This window comes from Candidatus Dormiibacterota bacterium, assembly GCA_035544955.1.
Lineage (GTDB): Bacteria > Chloroflexota > Dormibacteria > CF-121 > CF-121 > CF-13.
This window is the reverse complement of sequence record DASZZN010000018.1, coordinates 32,356-51,544: the sequence shown is the minus strand read 5'-3', so window position 1 is coordinate 51,544 and position 19,189 is coordinate 32,356. Positions and strand designations below refer to the sequence as shown.

General features: G+C 65.3%; 16 protein-coding genes. 1 reads left to right on the top strand and 15 read right to left on the bottom strand.

From position 1 onward, the window contains the following. The gene (locus VHK65_07240) at positions 1-1,083 is read right to left on the bottom strand and encodes a phospholipase D-like domain-containing protein (GenBank protein ID HVS05945.1); all 1,083 of its coding nucleotides are present in this window, start codon (positions 1,081-1,083) and stop codon (positions 1-3) included. Beyond that, positions 1,080-1,862 (bottom strand): TIGR00730 family Rossman fold protein, encoded by a 783-nt coding sequence (locus tag VHK65_07235; GenBank protein ID HVS05944.1) that lies wholly within the window; start codon positions 1,860-1,862, stop codon positions 1,080-1,082. The genes VHK65_07240 and VHK65_07235 overlap by 4 nt, the downstream gene beginning before the upstream one ends. A 27-nt stretch (positions 1,863-1,889) precedes the next feature. On the opposite strand from VHK65_07235, the gene VHK65_07230 reads away from it, so the two are divergent. Next, on the top strand, positions 1,890-3,056 hold the full coding sequence (locus VHK65_07230) for an ATP-binding protein (protein HVS05943.1): 1,167 nt from the start codon (positions 1,890-1,892) through the stop codon (positions 3,054-3,056). Here the strand turns inward: VHK65_07230 and VHK65_07225 are convergent. The 13 genes from VHK65_07225 to VHK65_07165 form a co-directional block, all read right to left on the bottom strand. Further along, positions 3,037-5,265, bottom strand: a complete 2,229-nt coding sequence (locus VHK65_07225) for a hypothetical protein (GenBank protein HVS05942.1) — start codon at positions 5,263-5,265, stop codon at positions 3,037-3,039. The two genes, VHK65_07230 and VHK65_07225, sit on opposite strands and share 20 nt — an antisense overlap. Before the next feature lie 21 nt (positions 5,266-5,286). Next, positions 5,287-5,919 (bottom strand): potassium-transporting ATPase subunit KdpC, encoded by a 633-nt coding sequence (gene kdpC / locus VHK65_07220; protein HVS05941.1) that lies wholly within the window; start codon positions 5,917-5,919, stop codon positions 5,287-5,289. Further along, positions 5,916-7,973, bottom strand: a complete 2,058-nt coding sequence (gene kdpB / locus VHK65_07215; protein ID HVS05940.1) for a potassium-transporting ATPase subunit KdpB — start codon at positions 7,971-7,973, stop codon at positions 5,916-5,918. The genes kdpC and kdpB overlap by 4 nt, the downstream gene beginning before the upstream one ends. Position 7,974: 1 nt before the next feature. Further along, on the bottom strand, positions 7,975-9,711 hold the full coding sequence (gene kdpA / locus VHK65_07210; GenBank protein ID HVS05939.1) for a potassium-transporting ATPase subunit KdpA: 1,737 nt from the start codon (positions 9,709-9,711) through the stop codon (positions 7,975-7,977). Between the two features lie 3 nt (positions 9,712-9,714). Continuing rightward, on the bottom strand, positions 9,715-9,801 hold the full coding sequence (gene kdpF / locus VHK65_07205; GenBank protein ID HVS05938.1) for a K(+)-transporting ATPase subunit F: 87 nt from the start codon (positions 9,799-9,801) through the stop codon (positions 9,715-9,717). Positions 9,802-10,078: 277 nt separating this feature from the next. Then, positions 10,079-10,771: a response regulator transcription factor gene (locus tag VHK65_07200; GenBank protein HVS05937.1), complete on the bottom strand. Its 693-nt coding sequence runs from the start codon at positions 10,769-10,771 to the stop codon at positions 10,079-10,081. 7 nt (positions 10,772-10,778) lie between these two features. Next, positions 10,779-11,438: a methyltransferase domain-containing protein gene (locus tag VHK65_07195; protein ID HVS05936.1), complete on the bottom strand. Its 660-nt coding sequence runs from the start codon at positions 11,436-11,438 to the stop codon at positions 10,779-10,781. 21 nt (positions 11,439-11,459) lie between these two features. Further along, the gene (locus VHK65_07190; protein HVS05935.1) at positions 11,460-12,800 is read right to left on the bottom strand and encodes an aminotransferase class III-fold pyridoxal phosphate-dependent enzyme; all 1,341 of its coding nucleotides are present in this window, start codon (positions 12,798-12,800) and stop codon (positions 11,460-11,462) included. Then, positions 12,791-14,239: a CoA-acylating methylmalonate-semialdehyde dehydrogenase gene (locus VHK65_07185; protein HVS05934.1), complete on the bottom strand. Its 1,449-nt coding sequence runs from the start codon at positions 14,237-14,239 to the stop codon at positions 12,791-12,793. The genes VHK65_07190 and VHK65_07185 overlap by 10 nt, the downstream gene beginning before the upstream one ends. After that, entirely contained in the window at positions 14,236-15,654 is a 1,419-nt protein-coding gene (gene hydA / locus VHK65_07180; protein ID HVS05933.1) for a dihydropyrimidinase, read from the bottom strand. Before hydA ends, VHK65_07185 begins: the two co-directional genes overlap by 4 nt. After that, entirely contained in the window at positions 15,651-16,496 is an 846-nt protein-coding gene (locus VHK65_07175; protein HVS05932.1) for a nitrilase-related carbon-nitrogen hydrolase, read from the bottom strand. The genes hydA and VHK65_07175 overlap by 4 nt, the downstream gene beginning before the upstream one ends. Before the next feature lie 17 nt (positions 16,497-16,513). After that, positions 16,514-17,512, bottom strand: coding sequence for a TIGR03842 family LLM class F420-dependent oxidoreductase (locus VHK65_07170; protein HVS05931.1), 999 nt, complete (start codon positions 17,510-17,512; stop codon positions 16,514-16,516). A gap of 62 nt (positions 17,513-17,574) precedes the next feature. After that, positions 17,575-19,176, bottom strand: a complete 1,602-nt coding sequence (locus tag VHK65_07165) for an NCS1 family nucleobase:cation symporter-1 (GenBank protein HVS05930.1) — start codon at positions 19,174-19,176, stop codon at positions 17,575-17,577. Between the last annotated feature and the right edge of the window lie 13 nt (positions 19,177-19,189).

Below are 19,189 nucleotides of genomic sequence, written 5' to 3'. Positions count from 1 at the left end.
CTATTGTGGCGCAGCGGCCGGGGTCTGCGCGTAACGCGCAAAGACCGCGTCCACGAATTCGACGAAGCGGTCCGCCAGTGGCGCGCTATCGAGCGCCAGTAGATTTTCCGCGTTGTCCTCGCCGGCGTGCGACAGGTTGTAGCTGCCGGTGAAGACCGTGTTGTCGACCACGGTGATCTTGGCGTGCATGAAGTCATGGACGCTGGTCGGCGTGTAGGGCGTGGTGACCTTAGATGCGAACGGCAGCGCGGTGCTCACCGCCTGGAAGGCCGGCCCCTTCCAGCCCGCGTGCGGGTCGACGCGCCACTGGCCGAGCACTTCGGCCATCTGCGTGCGGTCGTAGACGCCCTTGAACTCGGGATGCGCGGTGTGCGTTAGGTCGCCCAGCGTCCCCAGCACCACCCCGGCGGTGATGACCGGCGAGCAAACGCGGATGCGGCGCCGAGCATGTGCAATTCGGTCGGCGATCACGTGTGCCATCTGGCGTCCGCGGCCTGGCGCAAAGAAGACGTGTGCCTTGACGGGACTGTCCTGGTAGGTAACGGGGACGCCGGCGAGATCGTACTTCCCGCTTCCTTCGACCCGAACCGTTTCCCAGAGCTCGCCGAAGTTCTTCGCGTACTCGGCCGCCAATGCCGCGGACGGGATCTTGAGGATCACGTTCTCCTCTCGCGTCCAGGAATCGTTCGTCCAGTTCATCGAGCCGGTCCAGACCGTTGCCGCATCGGTCGCGCCATCGCGCACGATGTATTTGTGGTGCATCAGGTCGGGAACCCCTGAGACAGGCTTTGTCGGCACACCGAGGCTGGCGATGAAGGCCGTGTCGGACTGCGAGGGCGGCGGCACCGGGATCGGGTTGGGGAAATCGACGTTATAGAGCAGCCGGACCGCCACGTTGCGGCCGGCGGCGGCCTTGATAGCGGTGCGCACCTGGTCCGCCGGGCCACCCGTCACGTTCAGGTCGTAGATGGCGATGTCGAGACTGCGCTGCGCGGCGCCGATGAAGTCGGCGAGTTCTCCTGCGACTTTGTCGGCCGGCTGTGCGCCGTCCTGGAGAAACGTCACCTCGATCGAGGCCGTCACTGAGCGTCGCTCTTCTTCGGTTCGGCTCGTGGCTGGGCCTCGAGCACCTTCCGCTGGTAGAACTGCTGCACGATGTCGGCGGCGTGCTGGATGTCGTCGGTGACGACCATGAGGTCCAGATCCTCGCGCGAGATCTTGCCTTCTGCCAGGACGCGATCGCGGATCCACTGCTGCAGCCCGGCCCAGTAGTCGGAGCCGAACATGATCACCGGGAAGTGCACGATCTTTCCGGTTTGAATCAAGGTCAATGCCTCGAACAGCTCATCCATCGTGCCGAAGCCGCCCGGGAAGATGACGAAGGCCTCCGCGTACTTGACGAACATCGTCTTGCGCACGAAGAAGTAGTGAAATTCGATCCCCAGGTTGACGTACTCGTTGAGGCCCTGCTCGAAGGGCAGCTCGATGTTCAGGCCAACCGACAGCCCGCCACCTTCACGAGCGCCCTTGTTGGCGGCTTCCATGGTGCCCGGGCCGCCTCCAGTGATGACGGCAAAGCCCCGGCGGGCGAGCTCAGCCGCCAGTGCGCGGGCGGCATCATACATCGGGTCGGGCGGGCGGACGCGCGCCGAACCGAAGAAGGTGACGGCTGGACCGAGCGTGGCCAGCGCATCGAAGCCCGCAACGAATTCGGCCTGGATCCGCAGCACCCGCCAGGGGTCACTTTCGAGGAATTCCGGAGCGCCCTCGGGCCGCTCCAGCAGCTTGCGGTCCTCGTTCTCCCGCTGCACGCCACGCCGGACGATCCCTCCGGTTCGCCGCTCTCCGGATTCCTCCCCCATAGCCCGCTAACTGTAACCGCTGGCCACTTGCGCCACACTGTGGTCGTGCTCACGCGGGACCAGCTGGAAGAGATCGCCGTCGCGCTGGCCGCCGTCGTCGCCCCCGTGGCACTGACCGCGGTCCTGCTCCAGCTCCGGACAACCTCGTCGCAGCGGGAATACGTCTTCATCTACATGGCGGTGGTCGCCGTGATCGCTGTCCTTCGCGGGCTCTGGCCGGCCCTGCTGGCGGCGGCGGTCAGCTTCCTGCTGGTCGACTATTTCTTCGTTCCCCCGGTGCGGACTCTGACGATCGCCGATGAGCAGGATCTCGTTAACCTCGCCATCTTCTTCGGCACCGCCGGCGTGGTCGGCTTCCTCGCCGGGCGGCGGCGGCAGGCGCAGATCCGGGCCCAGGCACTTGCCTCGGAGCTGCGCAACGCGAACGCGGAGCTCGTTCGCCTCAACCGGGACCAGGCGGCCGCTGCCCAGGCCGCCGTTCGCCTGGCGCGCACGGAGCAGCAGGTTCAGCTCCTGCAGCAGGCGGAGCAGGAGCTCCGTGACTTGCTCGCCACCATATCGCACGAGCTGCGGACCCCGATCGGCACCATCCTGACCGACAGTACGAACATGCTGCGGACCCAGGAGATGAACACCTCGGTCCGCTATCGCATCGAGGGGATCGCTGCGGAAGCCCGGCGATTGAACCGGCTGCTGGCCGACATGCTCAGCCTCGCGCGGATCGAAAGCGGCGCCCTACACCTGACGCTGGAGCCAGTCCAGGTCGGTGATGCGGTGGCCGCGGCAGCGGAGCGGCTCAAACGAGCGGCACCCGATCGGACGGTGGAATGGGACCCAAAGCAGGCCGGCGTCAGCGTGCTCGCGGACTGGGACAGCCTTGGACAAATTTTCGACAACCTGCTCGATAATGCGAATCGTTTCGCGCCGGCCGGCACGCCGATCGCGGTCCAGGTCGCCCAGGAAGCCCCCGGTCAAATCACGATCCGGGTGATCGATCGCGGTCCCGGCGTGCCGGCCGCGATGCGCGAACGGCTGTTCAACCGTTTCGTGAAAGGTCCGTCCAGCACCGGCGACGGCACCGGGCTGGGGTTGGCGATCACTCGCGGGCTGGTGGAGGCCCATGCCGGCAACATCGCGCTCGAAGACGGCCAGCCGGGCGAGACAACGTTCCGCTTTACGCTCCCGGAGCCGTAGCCGGTTTTGCCGCGGGAGGAGGTTCCTCCCGCCGGAGGATATGCACGTCGACATCCTCGAGCTGCCGGATCAGGGCAGAGGTCGTATCCCACGGCCGCCAGCGGCGAGTGCGGCGTCCAAGGACGACCTCGGTGTTCAGCGTCTTGCGCAAGTAGTCCGCGAGCGTCGCCGCCACATTTCGTCCGTAGAGACTCACGAACTCACCGCCCTCGCGATGGACGAGGGCCGCGTACTCGCCGAGCCAGCGACGCTCCTCCTCCGAAAGGTTCGGCGGACGAACGCTGACCACGGTGAGTTGCGCAGCCACGCGTGCGGCAAAGGTCGCCATCCGCCGGATGCGCGCGTCCATCCCCGGACGAGGTGGGACGCAGGCGACCAGGCGCGGGCGCGCCTCCCACGGCGCTTCGATCTTCCGCTCGTGCATGTACGCGACGAGACGCCGGTCGGTGTGGTCGGCGATCAGACGGAACGCCATCTCGCGCAGCGCCGACAGGATCTGTGGGCGGAACTCGGCCTGCAGCGCGCGCGCCGCCTCCGCCGGGCTCATGATTTCACCGCGGCGAAGGCGTTCGAGCAAGACGGCCGGCGTGACGTCAACGATCTCCAGCTCGTCGATTCTCGTCAAGACGTCGTCCGCGAGCGCCGACCCTGGAGCGCGTTCCTTGAGGAGCGGCGCGTAGCTCTCGCGCACGCTGGCCAGGTCGAGCAAGTGGAGCGTGCCCAGCACCGTGATGCCGGCTTCGACCAGCCTGGACAGCGACTCGGCCCGAAGGCGTCCTTCCGTATCGAGGCCGTTGAGCTCATCGATGACCGCCACCTCAGGATTGCGGCTCAGCAGCGCCTCGACGTCGAGGCGGTCGTGCGCAGCGGGGGCGTCCGGTCCGCCAAGCATTTCGAGGCTGGCCAGGTCCGCCGCCGCGACGCGGGGGTTGATGGCGGCGACGACGACGTCGGTGCCCCGCGAGCGGCGCCGGCGTGCCTCGTCGAGCATGGCCGTGGTCGTGCCGGAGCCATCCGCATAAGCGAGATAGACTCGGACGTCCGCACCCCGGCGGCCGACGCGTTGCTCCGCCCGAAGCAGGGCCTGGAGCGAGGTGCGCTGCTGCTCGGCGTCGGGTGGCGGCGCCTCGTGCTCAGGTGCGATCACGTGCAGGTCGATGTCGGGGAGCGAATCGATAATCTGATCGGCCAGGGTCTTGCCCCACCGATACCAGAAGCCGCGCCGGCGGGACTGACCCATGAAGAGGTGACGGACGTTGGCTAGCTGGGCGGCCTCGATGATCCCCTTCGCGACGTCCGGTCCACCCAGCGAGACGAAGGAACAACCGAGCTGGGCCGCGAGGCGCTGATAGCGTTCCATGTTGACGCGCCCTGCCGAGCCCACCGTTACAACCATGCAGAGCCCGCCGAGGCGGCGTGCCACACGGACCGCGCGCCGGATCAGAGGCTCGGAGCCGGCGGAACCGGCGATGGCCACCAGCACGTCCTCGTCCGGCGCCAGGACGCCTCGCGAGGTGGCCATCGACTGGGCGACCAGCCGCAAGGCGATCTCCCTCAGCGCGGCGAGGTTGCCCGGCCTGAAAAAGTTCGCTAGCGCCGTTTCCACCTTGTCCGGCTTGTAGATGTTGCCGTGCCGCATCCGTTTACGGAGCGCCTCGGGCGAAATGTCGATGAACTGGATCTCGTCTGCCAGATCGAGTACGCGGTCGGGCAATGTCTCCCGCTGCACGATTCCGGTGATCTTCTCGACCACGTCGTTGACGCTTTCGACGTGCTGGACGTTCAGCGTGGAGATGACGTCGATGCCGGCGTCACGCAGCTGCTCCACATCCTGCCACCGCTTCTCGTTGGCGGAGCCGGGCGCATTGCTATGGGCGAGCTCATCGACCAGGGCGATCTTTGGACGCCGCAGGAGCACCGCGTCGAGGTCCATCTCCTCGAGCACGGTTCCGCGATAGGCGATCTTTTTGCGCGGGATCAGCTCGAAACCGGCGAGAAGCTCCTCGGTGCGGACACGACCATAGGTCTCGACGTAGGCGATGACGACATCCTCGCCACGCTGCCTTCGCTCCCGGCCCTCCTTGAGCATGGCGAACGTTTTGCCGGCCCCGGGCGTCGCGCCCAGGTAGACCTTGAGACGGCCGCGCGTCCGCGCTGCGGGCACAAGCGTCGCCGCGTTCGGAGCAACGTCAACCGGCGGCTCCTCCATAGAGCCATGTTAGGTCGTGATTTAACCGGCTTCGCCGTTGTCGAGGGCCATGTTGAGTGCGAGCACGTTGACGTGCGGCTCGCCGAAGACCCCGAACGAACGACCCTGTACGTACTTTTCGACCAGCGCGCGCACCTTTGCCGCGTCAAGGTTGCGTGCAGTCGCGACGTGGTTGACCTGGGTGAGCGCGCCGGCCTCGGTGATGTCAGGGTCGAAGCCGCTGAAATCGGTGGTGACGAGGTCGACCGGGACCAGGGAGCCGGTGGGGAGATCATTCTCCTTGCGGATCTGGCCGACGGCCTTGCTGACCCGATCGATGAGCACCTTGTTCGATGGGGCCAGGTTGCTGCCGGCCGAGTTCTGCGTGTTGTATGGGTCCGACTTGGTCGCATCGCTGATGTTGGCGGTGGCCGACGGCCGGCCAAAGAAGTATTTCGGGTCGGTGAAGTTCTGCCCGATCAATTTCGAGCCGACCAGCTGGCCGTTCTTGACGATCAGGCTGCCGTTGGCCTGGTCGTGAAAGACGAGCTGGGCGACGCCCGTGATGACGAACGGATAGATCAATCCGGTGACGACCGCGACCACCAGCGTGAGGCGAGCCGCCCGCAGCAGCTCGGACGGGAGCGAGCGAACGATCGATTCGGAACCGGTCATGCGAGATGCACCGTGGTGATGATGATGTCGATCAACTTGATGCCGACGAAGGGGGCGATGATGCCGCCGACGCCCCAGAGCAGGAGGTTCCGTCGCAGCAACGCCGCGGCGCCGATCGGCCGGTAGCGCACGCCGCGAAGGGCGAGTGGAATCAACGCCACAATGATCAGCGCGTTGAAGATGACGGCCGACAGCACCGCGCTGCTCGGGTTCGTCAAACGCATGACATTCAGGGCGCCGAGCTCCGGCAGGGCGACGAAGAACATGGCGGGGATGATGGCGAAGTACTTGGCCACGTCATTGGCAATGCTGAAGGTGGTGAGCGCGCCGCGGGTGATCAGCATCTGTTTTCCGGCCTCGACGATCTCGATCAGCTTGGTGGGATCGCTATCGAGGTCGATCAGGTTGCCCGCTTCCTTGGCGGCCTGTGTGCCGGACTGCATCGCCACGGCCACGTCGGCCTGGGCCAGCGCGGGCGCGTCGTTGGTGCCGTCGCCGGTCATCGCGACCATGCGACCGCCAGCCTGCTCCTTGCGGATCAGCTCCAGCTTGCGCTCGGGAATCGCCTCGGCAAGGAAGTCGTCGACCCCCGCTTCTTTCGCGATCGTGGCTGCCGTCAGGCGGTTGTCACCCGTCACCATGACGGTGCGCAGCCCCATCTTGCGAAGCTCGGCAAAGCGTTCCGCGATCCCCGGCTTGACGATGTCCTTGAGGTGGATCGTGCCCATCACCATGTTGTTTTCGGCGACCATCAGCGGCGTCCCACCCGAGCGGGCGATGGTGTCGACCCGCTCCTGGACGGCCTCGGGGAGCTGCTTGGGCGTCGGGCAGCCGCACCAGGTGGAGATCGCGTCGACGGCACCCTTGCGGATGCTACGGCCGTCAAAGTCGACGCCGCTCATACGCGTGTTCGCCGAGAACGCGATGAAGGTCATGTCGGGGGTTTGCTTTCCATCGGCACCGAAGCGGCGGGCCAGGCTGACGATCGAGCGGCCTTCCGGCGTCTCGTCCGAGAGGCTCGCCAGCTCCGCGGCCCGTACGAGGCGATCCATCGTGATCCCCGGCGCCGGAACGAACTCGGTCGCCTGCCGGTTGCCGTAGGTGATCGTGCCGGTCTTGTCGAGGAGCAGCGTGTCGACGTCGCCCGCCGCCTCGACGGCGCGGCCGGAGAGTGCGATCACATTCCGCTGGAGCAGACGGTCGATGCCCGCGATGCCGATCGCCGACAGCAAGGCGCCAATCGTGGTCGGGATCAGGCATACGAGCAGCGCGATCAGGACCGCGATGGTGACGGACGTGCCTGCGTGGATCGCGAAGGGTTGGAGCGTCACCACCGCGATCATGAAGATGATCGTCAGCGCGGCCAGCAGGATGTTGAGGGCGATCTCGTTGGGGGTCTTTCGCCGGGACGCGCTTTCGACCAGGTGGATCATGCGGTCGAGGAAGGTCTCTCCAGGGTTGGCCGTGACTTCGACGACGATCCGGTCGGACAGGACTTTCGTCCCACCGGTGACGGCGCTGCGATCGCCGCCTGCCTCTCGGATGACCGGGGCCGACTCTCCGGTGATCGCGGACTCGTCGACCGAGGCAATGCCCTCGATGATTGTGCCGTCGCTCGGGATCAGGTCGCCGGCCTCGATCACGACGGCATCGCCCTTGCGGAGCTGGGAGGATGGCACGCGCTCCTCCTTGCCGCCGACCAGGCGGCGCGCGATGGTGTCGGTGCGAGCGCGCCGCAGCGTGGCCGCCTGCGCTTTGCCGCGGCCCTCCGCGAGCGCCTCGGCGAAGTTGGCGAAGATCAACGTGAACCACAGCCAGAGCGTGATCTGGCCGACGAACAGCGAGTCGGAGGCGCCGCGCAACAGCCCGGCGATGAAGATGATGGTGGTGATGACCGAGCCGACCTCGACGACGAACATGACGGGGTTGCGGGCCTGCCAGCGCGGATCGAGCTTGGTGAGGCTCTCGATCAGGGCGGGCACCATGATCTCGCGGTCGAGCAGGCTCGACCGTCGCCGGCGTCGGTAGCTTTCGGAACGGTTCTTCTCTTCCATGTCAGCGAGCCAGGTGATTGGCGGCCAACTGGAAATGCTCCAGCAGCGGCCCCAGGGACAGCGCGGGGAAGAACGTCAGCGCCCCGACGATCAGCACGACGCCGACGAGCAGACCCGAGAAGAGCGGCCGGTCGGTCGCCAGGGTGCCGGCCCCGGCCGGGACGACTTTCTTGCCGGCGAGCGCGCCCGCGAGGGCCAGGATCGGGATGACTTCGAAGAAGCGCCCCAGCCACATCGCTGTTCCGCCCAGGGTGTTCCAAAACACCGTATTGCCGCTAAGGCCGGCAAAGGCACTGCCGTTGTTGCCGACCTGCGAGGAGAAGGAGTAGAGGATCTCGCTGAAGCCGTGCGCGCCCGGATTGAGCGGTCCCCCTCCGTTCGCGGTTGCCGCCGGCGCGAGCACCGCGATCGCCGTGAATCCCAGGATGACGAGCACGTCGATCAGGACGGCCAGCGACGCCAGCCGCACCTCCTTCGATTCGATCTTCTTGCCGAGGTATTCCGGCGTTCGCCCGACCATCAGGCCGGCGATGAAGACCGCCAGGATGGCGAAGACCAGCATGAAGTAGAGGCCGGCGCCGATCCCGCCGGGCGCGACTTCCCCGATCTGGATCAGGACGAGCGCCACCATCCCACCGATAGGCGTGAAGCTGTCGTGGCTCGAGTCGACCGATCCGGTGCTCGTCCCGGTCGTCGAGGCGGCGAAGTTCGCGGAGTACACCGGGCCGAAGCGGACCGACTTACCCTCCATGTTGCCGCCGGGTTGCGTGGCCGTTCGGGACTGGTCGGCCCCGACCGCGGTCAACGCCGGGTTGCCGACCTGTTCGGCGCCGATCGCGATGCCGGTCGCCACCACGAAGATCGCCACCATGGCCCCGCCGATCGCGAGGCCCTGTTTGATGTTGCCGACCATCTTGCCGAAGGTCACCACCAGCCCAAAGGGGATCAACAGCTCGAGGAAGATCTCGAACTGGTTGGTGAAGCCGTTGGGGTTTTCGAAGGGATGCGCCGAGTTGGCGTTGAAGGGTCCACCACCGTTGTTACCCAGGTCCTTGATCGCCTCCTGCGAGCCGAAGGGGCCGACGGCGATCGTCTGGGTCGAGCCCTGGACGGTATGCGCCGTTGGGTATGCGTCCAGGCTCTGGATCACGCCCTGCGAGATGAGAATGAACGCGGCGATCACCGAAATCGGGATCAGGATGTAGAGGATGGCCCGGGTGGCGTCGACGTAGAAATTGCCGAGCGTCTTCAGCTTGCGGGCGGACATGCCACGGATCAAGGCGACGGCCAGCGCAATGCCGGTCGCCGCCGAGAGGAAGTTGTGAATCACCAGCCCGAGCATCTGCGACAGATACGACATCGTCTGCTCGCCGGTGTAGTTCTGCCAGTTGGTGTTGGTCACGAAGCTCACGGTGGTGTTCCAGGCGAGGTCGGGGGCGACGCCGCTGAAGCCCATCGGGTTGAGCGGCAGGTGGTCCTGGAGACGAAGGATGAGATAGGTGAGGATGAAGCTGACGACCTGAACCGCGAGCATCGCGACGGTGTAGAGGATCCAGCCTTGCTCGTGGTCCTCCTTGATGCCGCCGAGGCGGTAAAAGCCGACTTCCACCGGCCGAATGACAGGATGAAGGAACGTCCGTCCCCCGGTGAACACCGTGACCATGAAGGTGCCGAGGAACCAGGCGCCGATGGCGACGGCGGCGAACGTAATGGCGACCCCGATCAGCTCGAGCACCATGGCTCAGAAGCGCTCCGGAAACAGTAGGGCAATGAAGAGGTAGACGCTGACGGCCAATGCCACGACGCCGGACACGATGTAACCCGCCATCAGGGCAGCCTCTTCAGTCCGAACACGTACGCAAAGCTTCCGACGGTAAGCAGCACGAGCAGGCCGATCATCCAAATATCGAGTGGCACAAACCGAGCCTACGCTCGGCGGAATCAACGGCGCATAAACAAGCACACCGCGGGCTTCAGACGTTTATAGGCCGTTGACGCTTACGGGGATACGGCGGTCGCATGAGCATTCCCGCTCGCGACCGACGATCAGCGACGCCTTGTACGAGCTCCAGCGAGTGGGGGTTCCGGCACCTGGCGCCGGTCGTTTATCGTTCGCGGGCCGGACCGAAACGATAGCCGCGGCCGGGCGCCGTTTGGATCACCTCGGGGTGCGCGGGGTCGTGCTCGAGCTTGAGCCGCAACCGCTGGATGAAGACGCGCAGGTAGTGGCGCTCGTCGCCGTAGGCGGGCCCCCACACCTGGTGGAGCAGGGTGCGATAGTCCATGACATCGTGGGCGTGGCGGGCCAGCTCGGCAACCAGCAGGTACTCGGTCGGCGATAGCCGCACTTCCTGGCCGTCCTTCAAGACGGAATGGCGGCTGAGATCCACCGAAACGTCGCCCCACCGCACCACGAGAGGCACCTGGGCGGGCGGCTGCCCTCGCCGAAGGACGGCGCGGATGCGGGCGAGCAGTTCCTCGGAGCCGAAGGGCTTGGCCAGGTAGTCGTCCGCTCCCATGTCGAGGGCGCGGACCTTGTCAGCCTGGTCGCCGCGCGCGCTGATCACGATCACCGAGGGGACGCGGCGGCCTTCGAGCGTGGAGAGGACATGCCAGCCATCCACAAAGGGCAACCCGATGTCGAGCAGCACGACGTCGAAGGCTTTCGCCTTGAGCGCCTGAACGCCGGCCGAGCCATCGGCGGCGAACTCCACCTCGTACCCACCCGATTGCAGCGCGGAGACCAGCACGCCGCGCAGCGCGCGGTCATCCTCCACCACCAGGATCCGGGACGTCACGCCCGGATCACCTGCCGGCCACCACGTAAAAGCTCGGTGAGTCGACGATCTCGGCATCCGGTCGTGCGAACATCTGGCGTAGTTTCAACCCGGCCACGGTCGCGAGCCAGTTCTCGACCTCCTCGGGCCAGATCAGCGGAATCTCGGCCTGCTGCGTGATGGTGCGGCCGTCGGGAAGCGCGTAATCGACCTCGAAGCGCGCCCCGTTGCCGTCCAGCGACTGGACTCGCACGCACGGGCTCGCGCCGGACCGCAACCAGTAGGGATTGGTCAACTCGAAGGCAAGTGACCCATCGGCGACCACGTGCTTGCCGGCAGCGCGCAGCCGGTCGACGAAACACAAGATGTTCGAAGGGACGACGACGAGATCGAACTGCTGACCCAGGTCGAGGTCTTCGATCCGTGATTGGATGAGCTCCGTGCCGGGGAGGCGCGGTCGTAACCGCGCGAGCATACCCGGATGGCTATCGACGCCGACGAGCTCAATCCCGGCCGCGTGCAACGGGACCGCCAGCCGTCCGGTGCCGATGCCAAGGTAGAGGACGGGCGGCGCGGCCGCTTGTGCGAGCTCCAGCCAGGGCCACAGGTCGGTCGCGTCCGGCAGCTGGGCATAGAGTTCGGCAAAGCCTTCGTCGGGGATCGACGGGTCGTCGCGGACGATCGTCATCGAGCGTCGAAAGCGTGGAAATTAGGCGACGGCCTGGTCCGCGATGTCGAGCGCCTTATCGATGATCGCGAATCCCTCCCCCAGCTCTTCCTCGCTGATGCACAGCGGTGGGTTCGTCATGATCGTGTGCCAGCGAACGAAGGTGTAGAGGCCGTGTTCGCGGAAGTATTTGCCGATCGCCTTCATCGGCTCCGACGTGCCGTTGAAGGGAGCGAGCGGTTCCATCGTTTTGCGGTCTTTGACCAGCTCCAGGATGCCGAACAGGCCGATCGACCGTGTCAGCCCGACGCAGGGGTGCTTTTTCTTGAGGGCGTCGTGGTGGCGCTTCATGACTTCGCCCATCCTGCGCGCGTTCCCGATCATGTCGTCTTCCTCGTAGGCCTGGATCGTGCCCAATGCGGCGGCGCAGGCCAGTGGATGGCTGTTGTAGGTGAGGCCGCCGTAGAACACGTTTTTCTCGAAATGCTGCACGATCCGTGGACGCATGCCGACGGCGCCGAGCGGTACGTAGCTCGATGTCAGGCCTTTGGCCATGGTGATCATGTCGGGAACGACCTTCCAGTGGTTGACGGCGAACCACTCCCCGGTCCGTCCGAACCCGGACATGATCTCGTCGCAGACCATCAGAATGCCATAGCGGTCACACAACTCGCGTACGCCCTGCAGATAGCCGTCGGGCGGAATCAAGACGCCGTTGGTGCCGACGACGGTCTCCAGGAAGAACGCGGCGATCGTATGCGGTCCTTCGAGCTCGATCGTCTCTTCCAGGTATTGCAGGGCCGTCTCCGCCGAGTCGACCTCCCGTTGCGGCCCGTGATGTGGGTCGAGCACCCGGACCACGCCGGACGTTCCCTGGTCGTTGGCCCAGCGACGGGGGTCGCCGGTCATGGCCATTGACACCCCGGTTCCGCCATGGTACGAGCGATAGCGCGAGATCACCTTGTAGCGGCCGGTGACAGCCCGGGCCAGTTTTACCGCGTTTTCATTGGCATCGGCCCCGCCGAGGGTGAAGAACACCGTGTTCATGTCCCCCGGGAGCAACTCCGCGAGCTTCTTTCCGAGCAAGGCACGCGGCTCGTGGGCCATGAACGGGTTCGCATAGGCGAGCTTCTCCGCCTGCCGCTTGATGGCCTCGATGATTCGTGGGTCGCCGTGACCGGCGTTTACGCTCATCAACTGGCTGTTGAAATCGATGAACCGCTTCCCCTCGGGGGTGAAGAAGTAGACGCCCTTGGCGTGGTCGACGGGAATCGGGTCGGCGGCCGATTGCGCCATCCAGTCGTAGAGCGTGTACTGCCGGCAGAGGGCGACGATCTCCTCGCCGCTCAAGACGTGCGGCCGGGCACTCGTCTCTAAAGCCACCGGGTCGTGATCACCTTGTGCCGGGTATAGAAGCGGATGCTGTCCTGGCCGGTGGCGTGCAGATCGCCGAAGAACGAATTCTTCCAGCCGGTGAAGGGGAAGAAGGCCATCGGCGCCGCGACGCCGATGTTCACGCCCAGCATCCCGGCCTGCGCCCGGCGCTTGAACTCGCGAGCGTACTTGCCCGAACCGGTAAAGATCGACGCCATGTTGCCGAAAGTGCTGGCGTTGAGCAGCTTCAACGCCTCGTCGATGTCGCTGGCGCGCATCACCGCAAGCACCGGCCCGAAGAGCTCCTCTTTCCAGATCTTCATGTTCGGCGTGACCTTGTCGAAAATCGTCGGCCCCAGGAAGAAGCCCTCCTTCTGATCCACCTGGCGTCCATCGGAGACGAGCTGCGCTCCCTCGGACTGGGCGCCGTCGATGTACTCGATCAGCTTCTTCTTGCGCTCACCTCGGATCACCGGCCCGAGCGTGGTTTTGGGATCGGTGCCCGGGCCCACTTTCAGTTTCGCCGCGTCAGTGGCCAGCTCGCGTACCAGGGCGTCGCCGATCTTGCCGACGCCAACCGCGACACTCCCCGCGAGGCAACGCTGGCCGGCGTTCCCGAAGGCCGAAGAGATGACGTGTGGCGCCGAGAGTTCGAGGTCGGCATCGTCCATCACCAGGATGTGGTTCTTAGCGCCGCCGAGCGCCTGCACCCGCTTCCCATTGGCCGCGGCCGTGGCGTAAATGTAGGCGGCAACGGTCGCCGAGCCGACGAACGAGATCGCCGAGACATCCGGGTGGGTCAGCAGCTGGTTGACCGCGTCGTTCGCCCCGTGTACGACATTGAAGACGCCCTCCGGCAGGCCGGCCTCCTCGAGCAGCTCGGCGATCCGCATCGCCGAGAGCGGAGTGAGCTGCGACGGCTTGAGGACGAAGGTGTTCCCCGTCACGATGGCAACCGGGATCATCCACATCGGCACCATGTTGGGGAAGTTGAAGGGCGTGATCCCGGCGACGACGCCGACCGGAAAACGCGTCAACTCCTCGTCGATGCCTTTGGCGATCTGATCGAGGTTCTGGCCCATCATCAGCGTGGGAGCGCCGCAGGCGAAGTCGATGACCTCGATCGCCCGCTTGACCTCGCCTTTCGACTCGTCGAGCGTCTTGCCGTTCTCCTGCGTGACGATCGCCGAGAGCTCGTCGATGTGCTTGTCGAAGAGCGCCTTGAAGCGGAACAGTACCTGGGCCCGCTCGGGCACCGGGGTTTCGCTCCAGGCGGGGAACGCCTTCTTCGCCGCGGCGACGGCCTCGTTGATCTCCTCGCGGGTCGAATGCGGAAGACTGGCGATCGTCTCGCCAGTCGCGGGGTTTGGAATCGGATCGGTCTTTTCGGATCGTGAATCGCGGAACTTGCCGCCGATAAAGCTCCGGACGTTCTTGGTGGCGATCATGATCTGGCTCCCACCGGGCTTTGCTCAGTGGCCGGCGCCCCATGGAATGCCGAACGTCGAAGGAACTGGCCGGCACCCTTGACGCCCTGGAATTTTCCGTCGCGCACCAGGATGTTCCCGCGCTGCATCACGACCTCCGGCAGGCCCTTGACCGTCATTCCTTCGTAGCAACTGTAGTCCACGTTCATGTGATGGGTCTTCGCCGAGAGCGTCCGTTCCACCCTCGGATTGAAGATCACGATGTCGGCGTCGCTCCCGGGGGCGATCGTCCCTTTGCGCGGGAAGAGACCGAACATCTTGGCGGGCGCGGTCGCCACCAGCTCGACGAAGCGGTTGAGCGTGATCCGCCCGGAGTTCACGCCACCGTGGAAGATCAGCGAAAAGCGATCTTCGACACCCGGCAAGCCGTTGGGGATCTTGGAGAAGTCGCCACGTCCCATCTCCTTCTGCCCTTTGAAATGGAATGGACAGTGGTCGGTCGCGACCAGCTGCAGGTCGTCCTGCAGGAGGCCCTTCCAGAGCTCATCGTGATGCGAGGCCGGTCGCAACGGCGGTGAGCAGACGTACTTCGCACCTTCGAAGCCGGGGCGGCCCAGGTCGTCCAGGCTCAGGTACAGGTACTGCGGGCAGGTCTCGGCAAACGTGGGGGCACCGTCGTCGCGCGCCTCGCGCACGGCGTCGAGCGCTTCTTTGGAGCTGAGGTGCACGATGTAGACGGCGACCTCCGCCAGCCGGGCGAGCGCGATCGCGCGTCCAGTGGCCTCCCCCTCCATGCTGGCCGGGCGGGTCAGCCCGTGATTGATGGGATCGCCCTTGCCTTCCGCCAGGTAGCGCTGCACGAGCACGTCGATCGCGCCGCCGTTCTCGGCGTGCATCATGATCAGGCCCCCGTTTGCCGCCGTGCGGCTCATCGCCCGGAAGATCGACGCGTCGTCGAGCATGAAGACTCCGGGGTAGGCCATGAAGAGCTTGAAGGACGGGATGCCCTCGTTGACCAGCGCGTCCATCTCTTTGAGGATCGAGTCGTTGATCTCACGCACGATCATGTGAAAGCCGTAATCGATGTACGCTTTCCCTTCGGCCTTCTTGTGCCACTGGTCGAGCCCCTGGCGCAGCGTCTGGCCAAAGCTCTGCACCGCGAAGTCGACGATGGTCGTCGTGCCGCCCCAGGCGGCCGCCGCGGTTCCGGTCGCGAAATCATCGGACGCGAAGGTACCGCCGAACGGCAACTCCATGTGCGTGTGGACATCGATCGCGCCCGGCATCACGTAGCGGTTTTCGGCGTCGATCACCTGGTCGGCACTGGCCGCCAGCCCGCTCCCGATCGCGGCGATCTTCTCGCCGTCGATCAAGACGTCGGTCTTGTTGGTATCGCTCGCCGTCACCACGGTGCCGTTCTTGATCAGCGTCCTCATGGCAGCTCCCTGACGAGGTCTTCGTAACTCTCGGGCCGGCGGTCGCGGAGGAACTGCCAGGTGTTGCGCACTTCCCGATTCATGTCGAGGTCGAGGTCGCACACCAGCACCTCATCCTCGGTCTCCGACGCCTTCCCGATGATGCGGCCGCGCGGATCGCAGAAGTAGCTCGAGCCGTAGAACTGCGCGTCGTTGAGCGGCTTCTCCACCCCGACCCGGTTGATGGCGCCGATCCAGTAACCGTTGGCGACGGCGTGGGCTGGCTGCTCGAGCTCCCAGAGATAGCGCGACAGCGATTTGACCGTGGCCGAGGGATTGAAGACGAGCTCGGCGCCCTTGAGCCCCAGCGCGCGGGCGGGCTCCGGAAAGTGCCGGTCGTAGCAGATCAAGATGCCGACCCGGCCGACCGAGGTGTCCCACACCGGGTAGCCGAGGTTGCCGGGCTTGAAATAGAACTTTTCCCAGAAACAGGGACCGACGTGAGGGATGTGCGTCTTGCGGTACTTTCCCAGCATCGTGCCGTCGTTCTCGATCAGGACCGCCGTGTTGTAGTAGACGCCGGTCTGGGCCTCCTCGTAGAAAGGCACCACGAGCGCCATCTTGTGCTTCTTCGCCAGCGCCTGCATCCGTTTGACCGTCGGCCCATCGTCCCGCTCGGCGGTGTCGTACCACTTGACGTCCTGCTCGGCGCAGAAGTAGGGGCCGAAGAAGATCTCCTGGAGGCACGTTATCTGCGCGCCTTTGGCCGCCGCCTCGGCGATCAGGGCCTCGTGCGTTACGATCGCTTCCTCTTTGGGCATGTTCGCGTGCGCCTGGATAAGCGCCGCCCGCACCTTTGCCATGTCTGTGTCGCCTCCTCCTAGCTGAACGCCGGAATAATAGCCTCGCCGTATTTCTGGATGACCGCCTCGGGTTTCTCCACCATAAGGTAGAGGTTGAACTGGTCGACGCCGGCGTCGATCAGCTCCTCGATCCGTTTCCGGCTCTGCTCCACGGTGCCGATGACACAGAAGCGGTCGATCACGTCGTCGGGAACGAAGTCGGCGTGCGCCGCGCCCCGCTGCGCGTGCTCCGAGTAGTCGTAGTGGTCGCGGGCCTTGATGTAGTCGGTGAGCGCCTTCGGAAGGTCTTGCGCGTCGTACCGCTTCAACAGGTCGACGACGTGGTTGGAGACCAGCGCCGGGAACCAGCGCACTTGCTCACGCGCTGCCTCGATGTCATCAGAGATGAAGGCCGGGGCGGCGGCCTGGATCTGGATGTCGTCGAAGGACCGGCCGGCCTCCTGGGCGCCTTCCCGCACGAACTGCAGGCACCACTTGATGATGGCCGGATCGGCCAGCTGGATGATGACCCCGTCGGCCACCCGCCCGGCGGCCCGAAGCGCCTTTGGCCCATAGCCCGCGACCCAGATGGGCAGCTCGTGCTCGGCCCACTTCAGCCGGACCTTGACGCCGTCGTAGGCGACTTCACGGCCGGCCGCCAGCTCGCGGATCAGGCGGCAGTCCGCCTCCATGCGCTCGACCGAAACCGGCTTCTGGCCGAGGACGCGGCGGGCGCTGTCGCCGCGACCGATGCCCATCACCATTCGGCCGCCGGAGATCTCGTTCAGGGTGGCCAGCGCGCTGGCCGTCACGGTTGGATCGCGCGTCCCCGGGTTGGTGACGCAAGGACCGATCTTGATGGTCCGCGTGTTGGCCGCCATCAGCGTGAAGATCGGATAGACCTCCTGCCAGAGCACGTGGGAGTCGAAGAGCCACGCGTACTCGAAACCGTGTGCCTCGGCAAGCTTGGTCAGATCCACCCACCGGCTGGGGGGCGGATCTGGAGCAAAGCAGACGCCGAAGCTGATTCGTGCCATTCCTTCCAAAAGGCTGGAGCCCCCGCCGCGAGGAAGGGGCTCCAGCGCGATCGATATCGAGTTCAGGTCGCCGGAGCAGCCTGCGGGCGCCGCCGCGCGGCAGCCGCCGGGAAGAGCGCCGAGAGCGCCAGGTAGCAGATGAACGCCGCCACCAGGCCGACCACCCAGCCGAAGTCATAGAAGGTGACGGGCTGGTAGAGGAACGGGATCACGCCCTTTGCCGGGAATGGGCCTTGTGTGCCTGGTGCGGTATAGGCGCCACCCACGGCTAGGACGCCACCAACCAGCAGGCTGATCAAGCCTCGCCAGTTGAACCCGGCACTGTACCGATACTCGCCGTTGGTGCGGTAGAGGTCGCCCAGCTTCAGGTTGGTGTTGCGCATGAACCAGTAGTCGGCGATCAGCACGCCCGCGATCGCGCCGAGAGCGCCGCCATAGAAGTTGAGCCAGGTGAAGATGTAGACGTGCGCGTCCGAGTACAGCCTCCAGGGGGCGATCGCGACCCCGAGGATGCCGGTGATCAGGCCGCCGGTTCGGAAGCTGATCCACTTCGGGAAGGTGTTCGAGAAGTCATAGGACGGGCTCACGACGTTGGCGGCGACATTGACCGAGAGGGTGGCTACGGCCAGCGTGAACAGGGCCAGAACGACGACCAGCGCGTTGTCGAACTTGCCGACCAGCTCGACCGGGTTCCAGATGGCGGTACCGTAGACCGCAACCGTCCCGGACGTGATCAGCACGGCGAGCAAAGGAAAGAACGTCATCGTCGTCGGAAGTCCCAGCGCCTGGCCGATGGTCTGGGCCCGCTGGCTCTTCGCAAACCGCGTGAAGTCTGGCATGTTCAGCGAAAGCGTCGACCAGAAGGCGATCTGACCCATCAGCGCCGGAAAGAAGAGCTTCCAGAAGTCGGCACCCCAGCCCAGTTTGCCCGGCTGGGAAACGAGCGGCCCAAATCCGCCGGCCTTGGAGGTCATCCAGACGAGCAATCCAAGGGCGACGACGATAACGAAGGGAGCCGCCCAGTTTTCGAACCGCCGGATCGTATTCAGGCCTCGCACGATGATGAAGATGTTGAGCGCCCAGAAGAGGGCAAAACTCAGCCACTGTGTCCAGGGTGACCCGAAGAACAGACCCGCCTTGAGCCAGGAGGTTCCGAGGTCGGAGCTGAAAATCCCGAGGAGCTTGCCCATGACGATGAAGAGCGCCTCGCCACCGATCCAGGTCTGAATCCCAAACCATCCACAGGCAACGAAGGCCCGGAGCAATGCGGCGACGTTCGCGCCGAAAACTCCAAATGAGGCCCGGGCAAAGACCGGGTACGGAATCCCATACTTCGTGCCCGCGTGGCTGTTCAGCAGCATTGGCATGAGCACGATGATGTTCCCGAGGGCGATGGTCAGGATCGCCTGGTACCAGGACATCCCCAGGAGCACGAGGCCGGCAGCAAGACCGTAGGTTGGAATGTTGTGAGCCATGCCGACCCATAAGGCCAGGTAGTTGTACGTGCTCCAGCTCCGGTCTTTGATCTTGACCGGCGCCAGGTCCTTGTTGTAAAGCGGGCTGTCACGGATCGACGAATCGTCGGCCAGCTCGTGCCGGCCGTCGGGATAGACGAGCTCCTCCCCTATTCGCTGCGCCGGAGGCGTTAAGGTCGCGACTCCCATGTTTCCCCTCCTA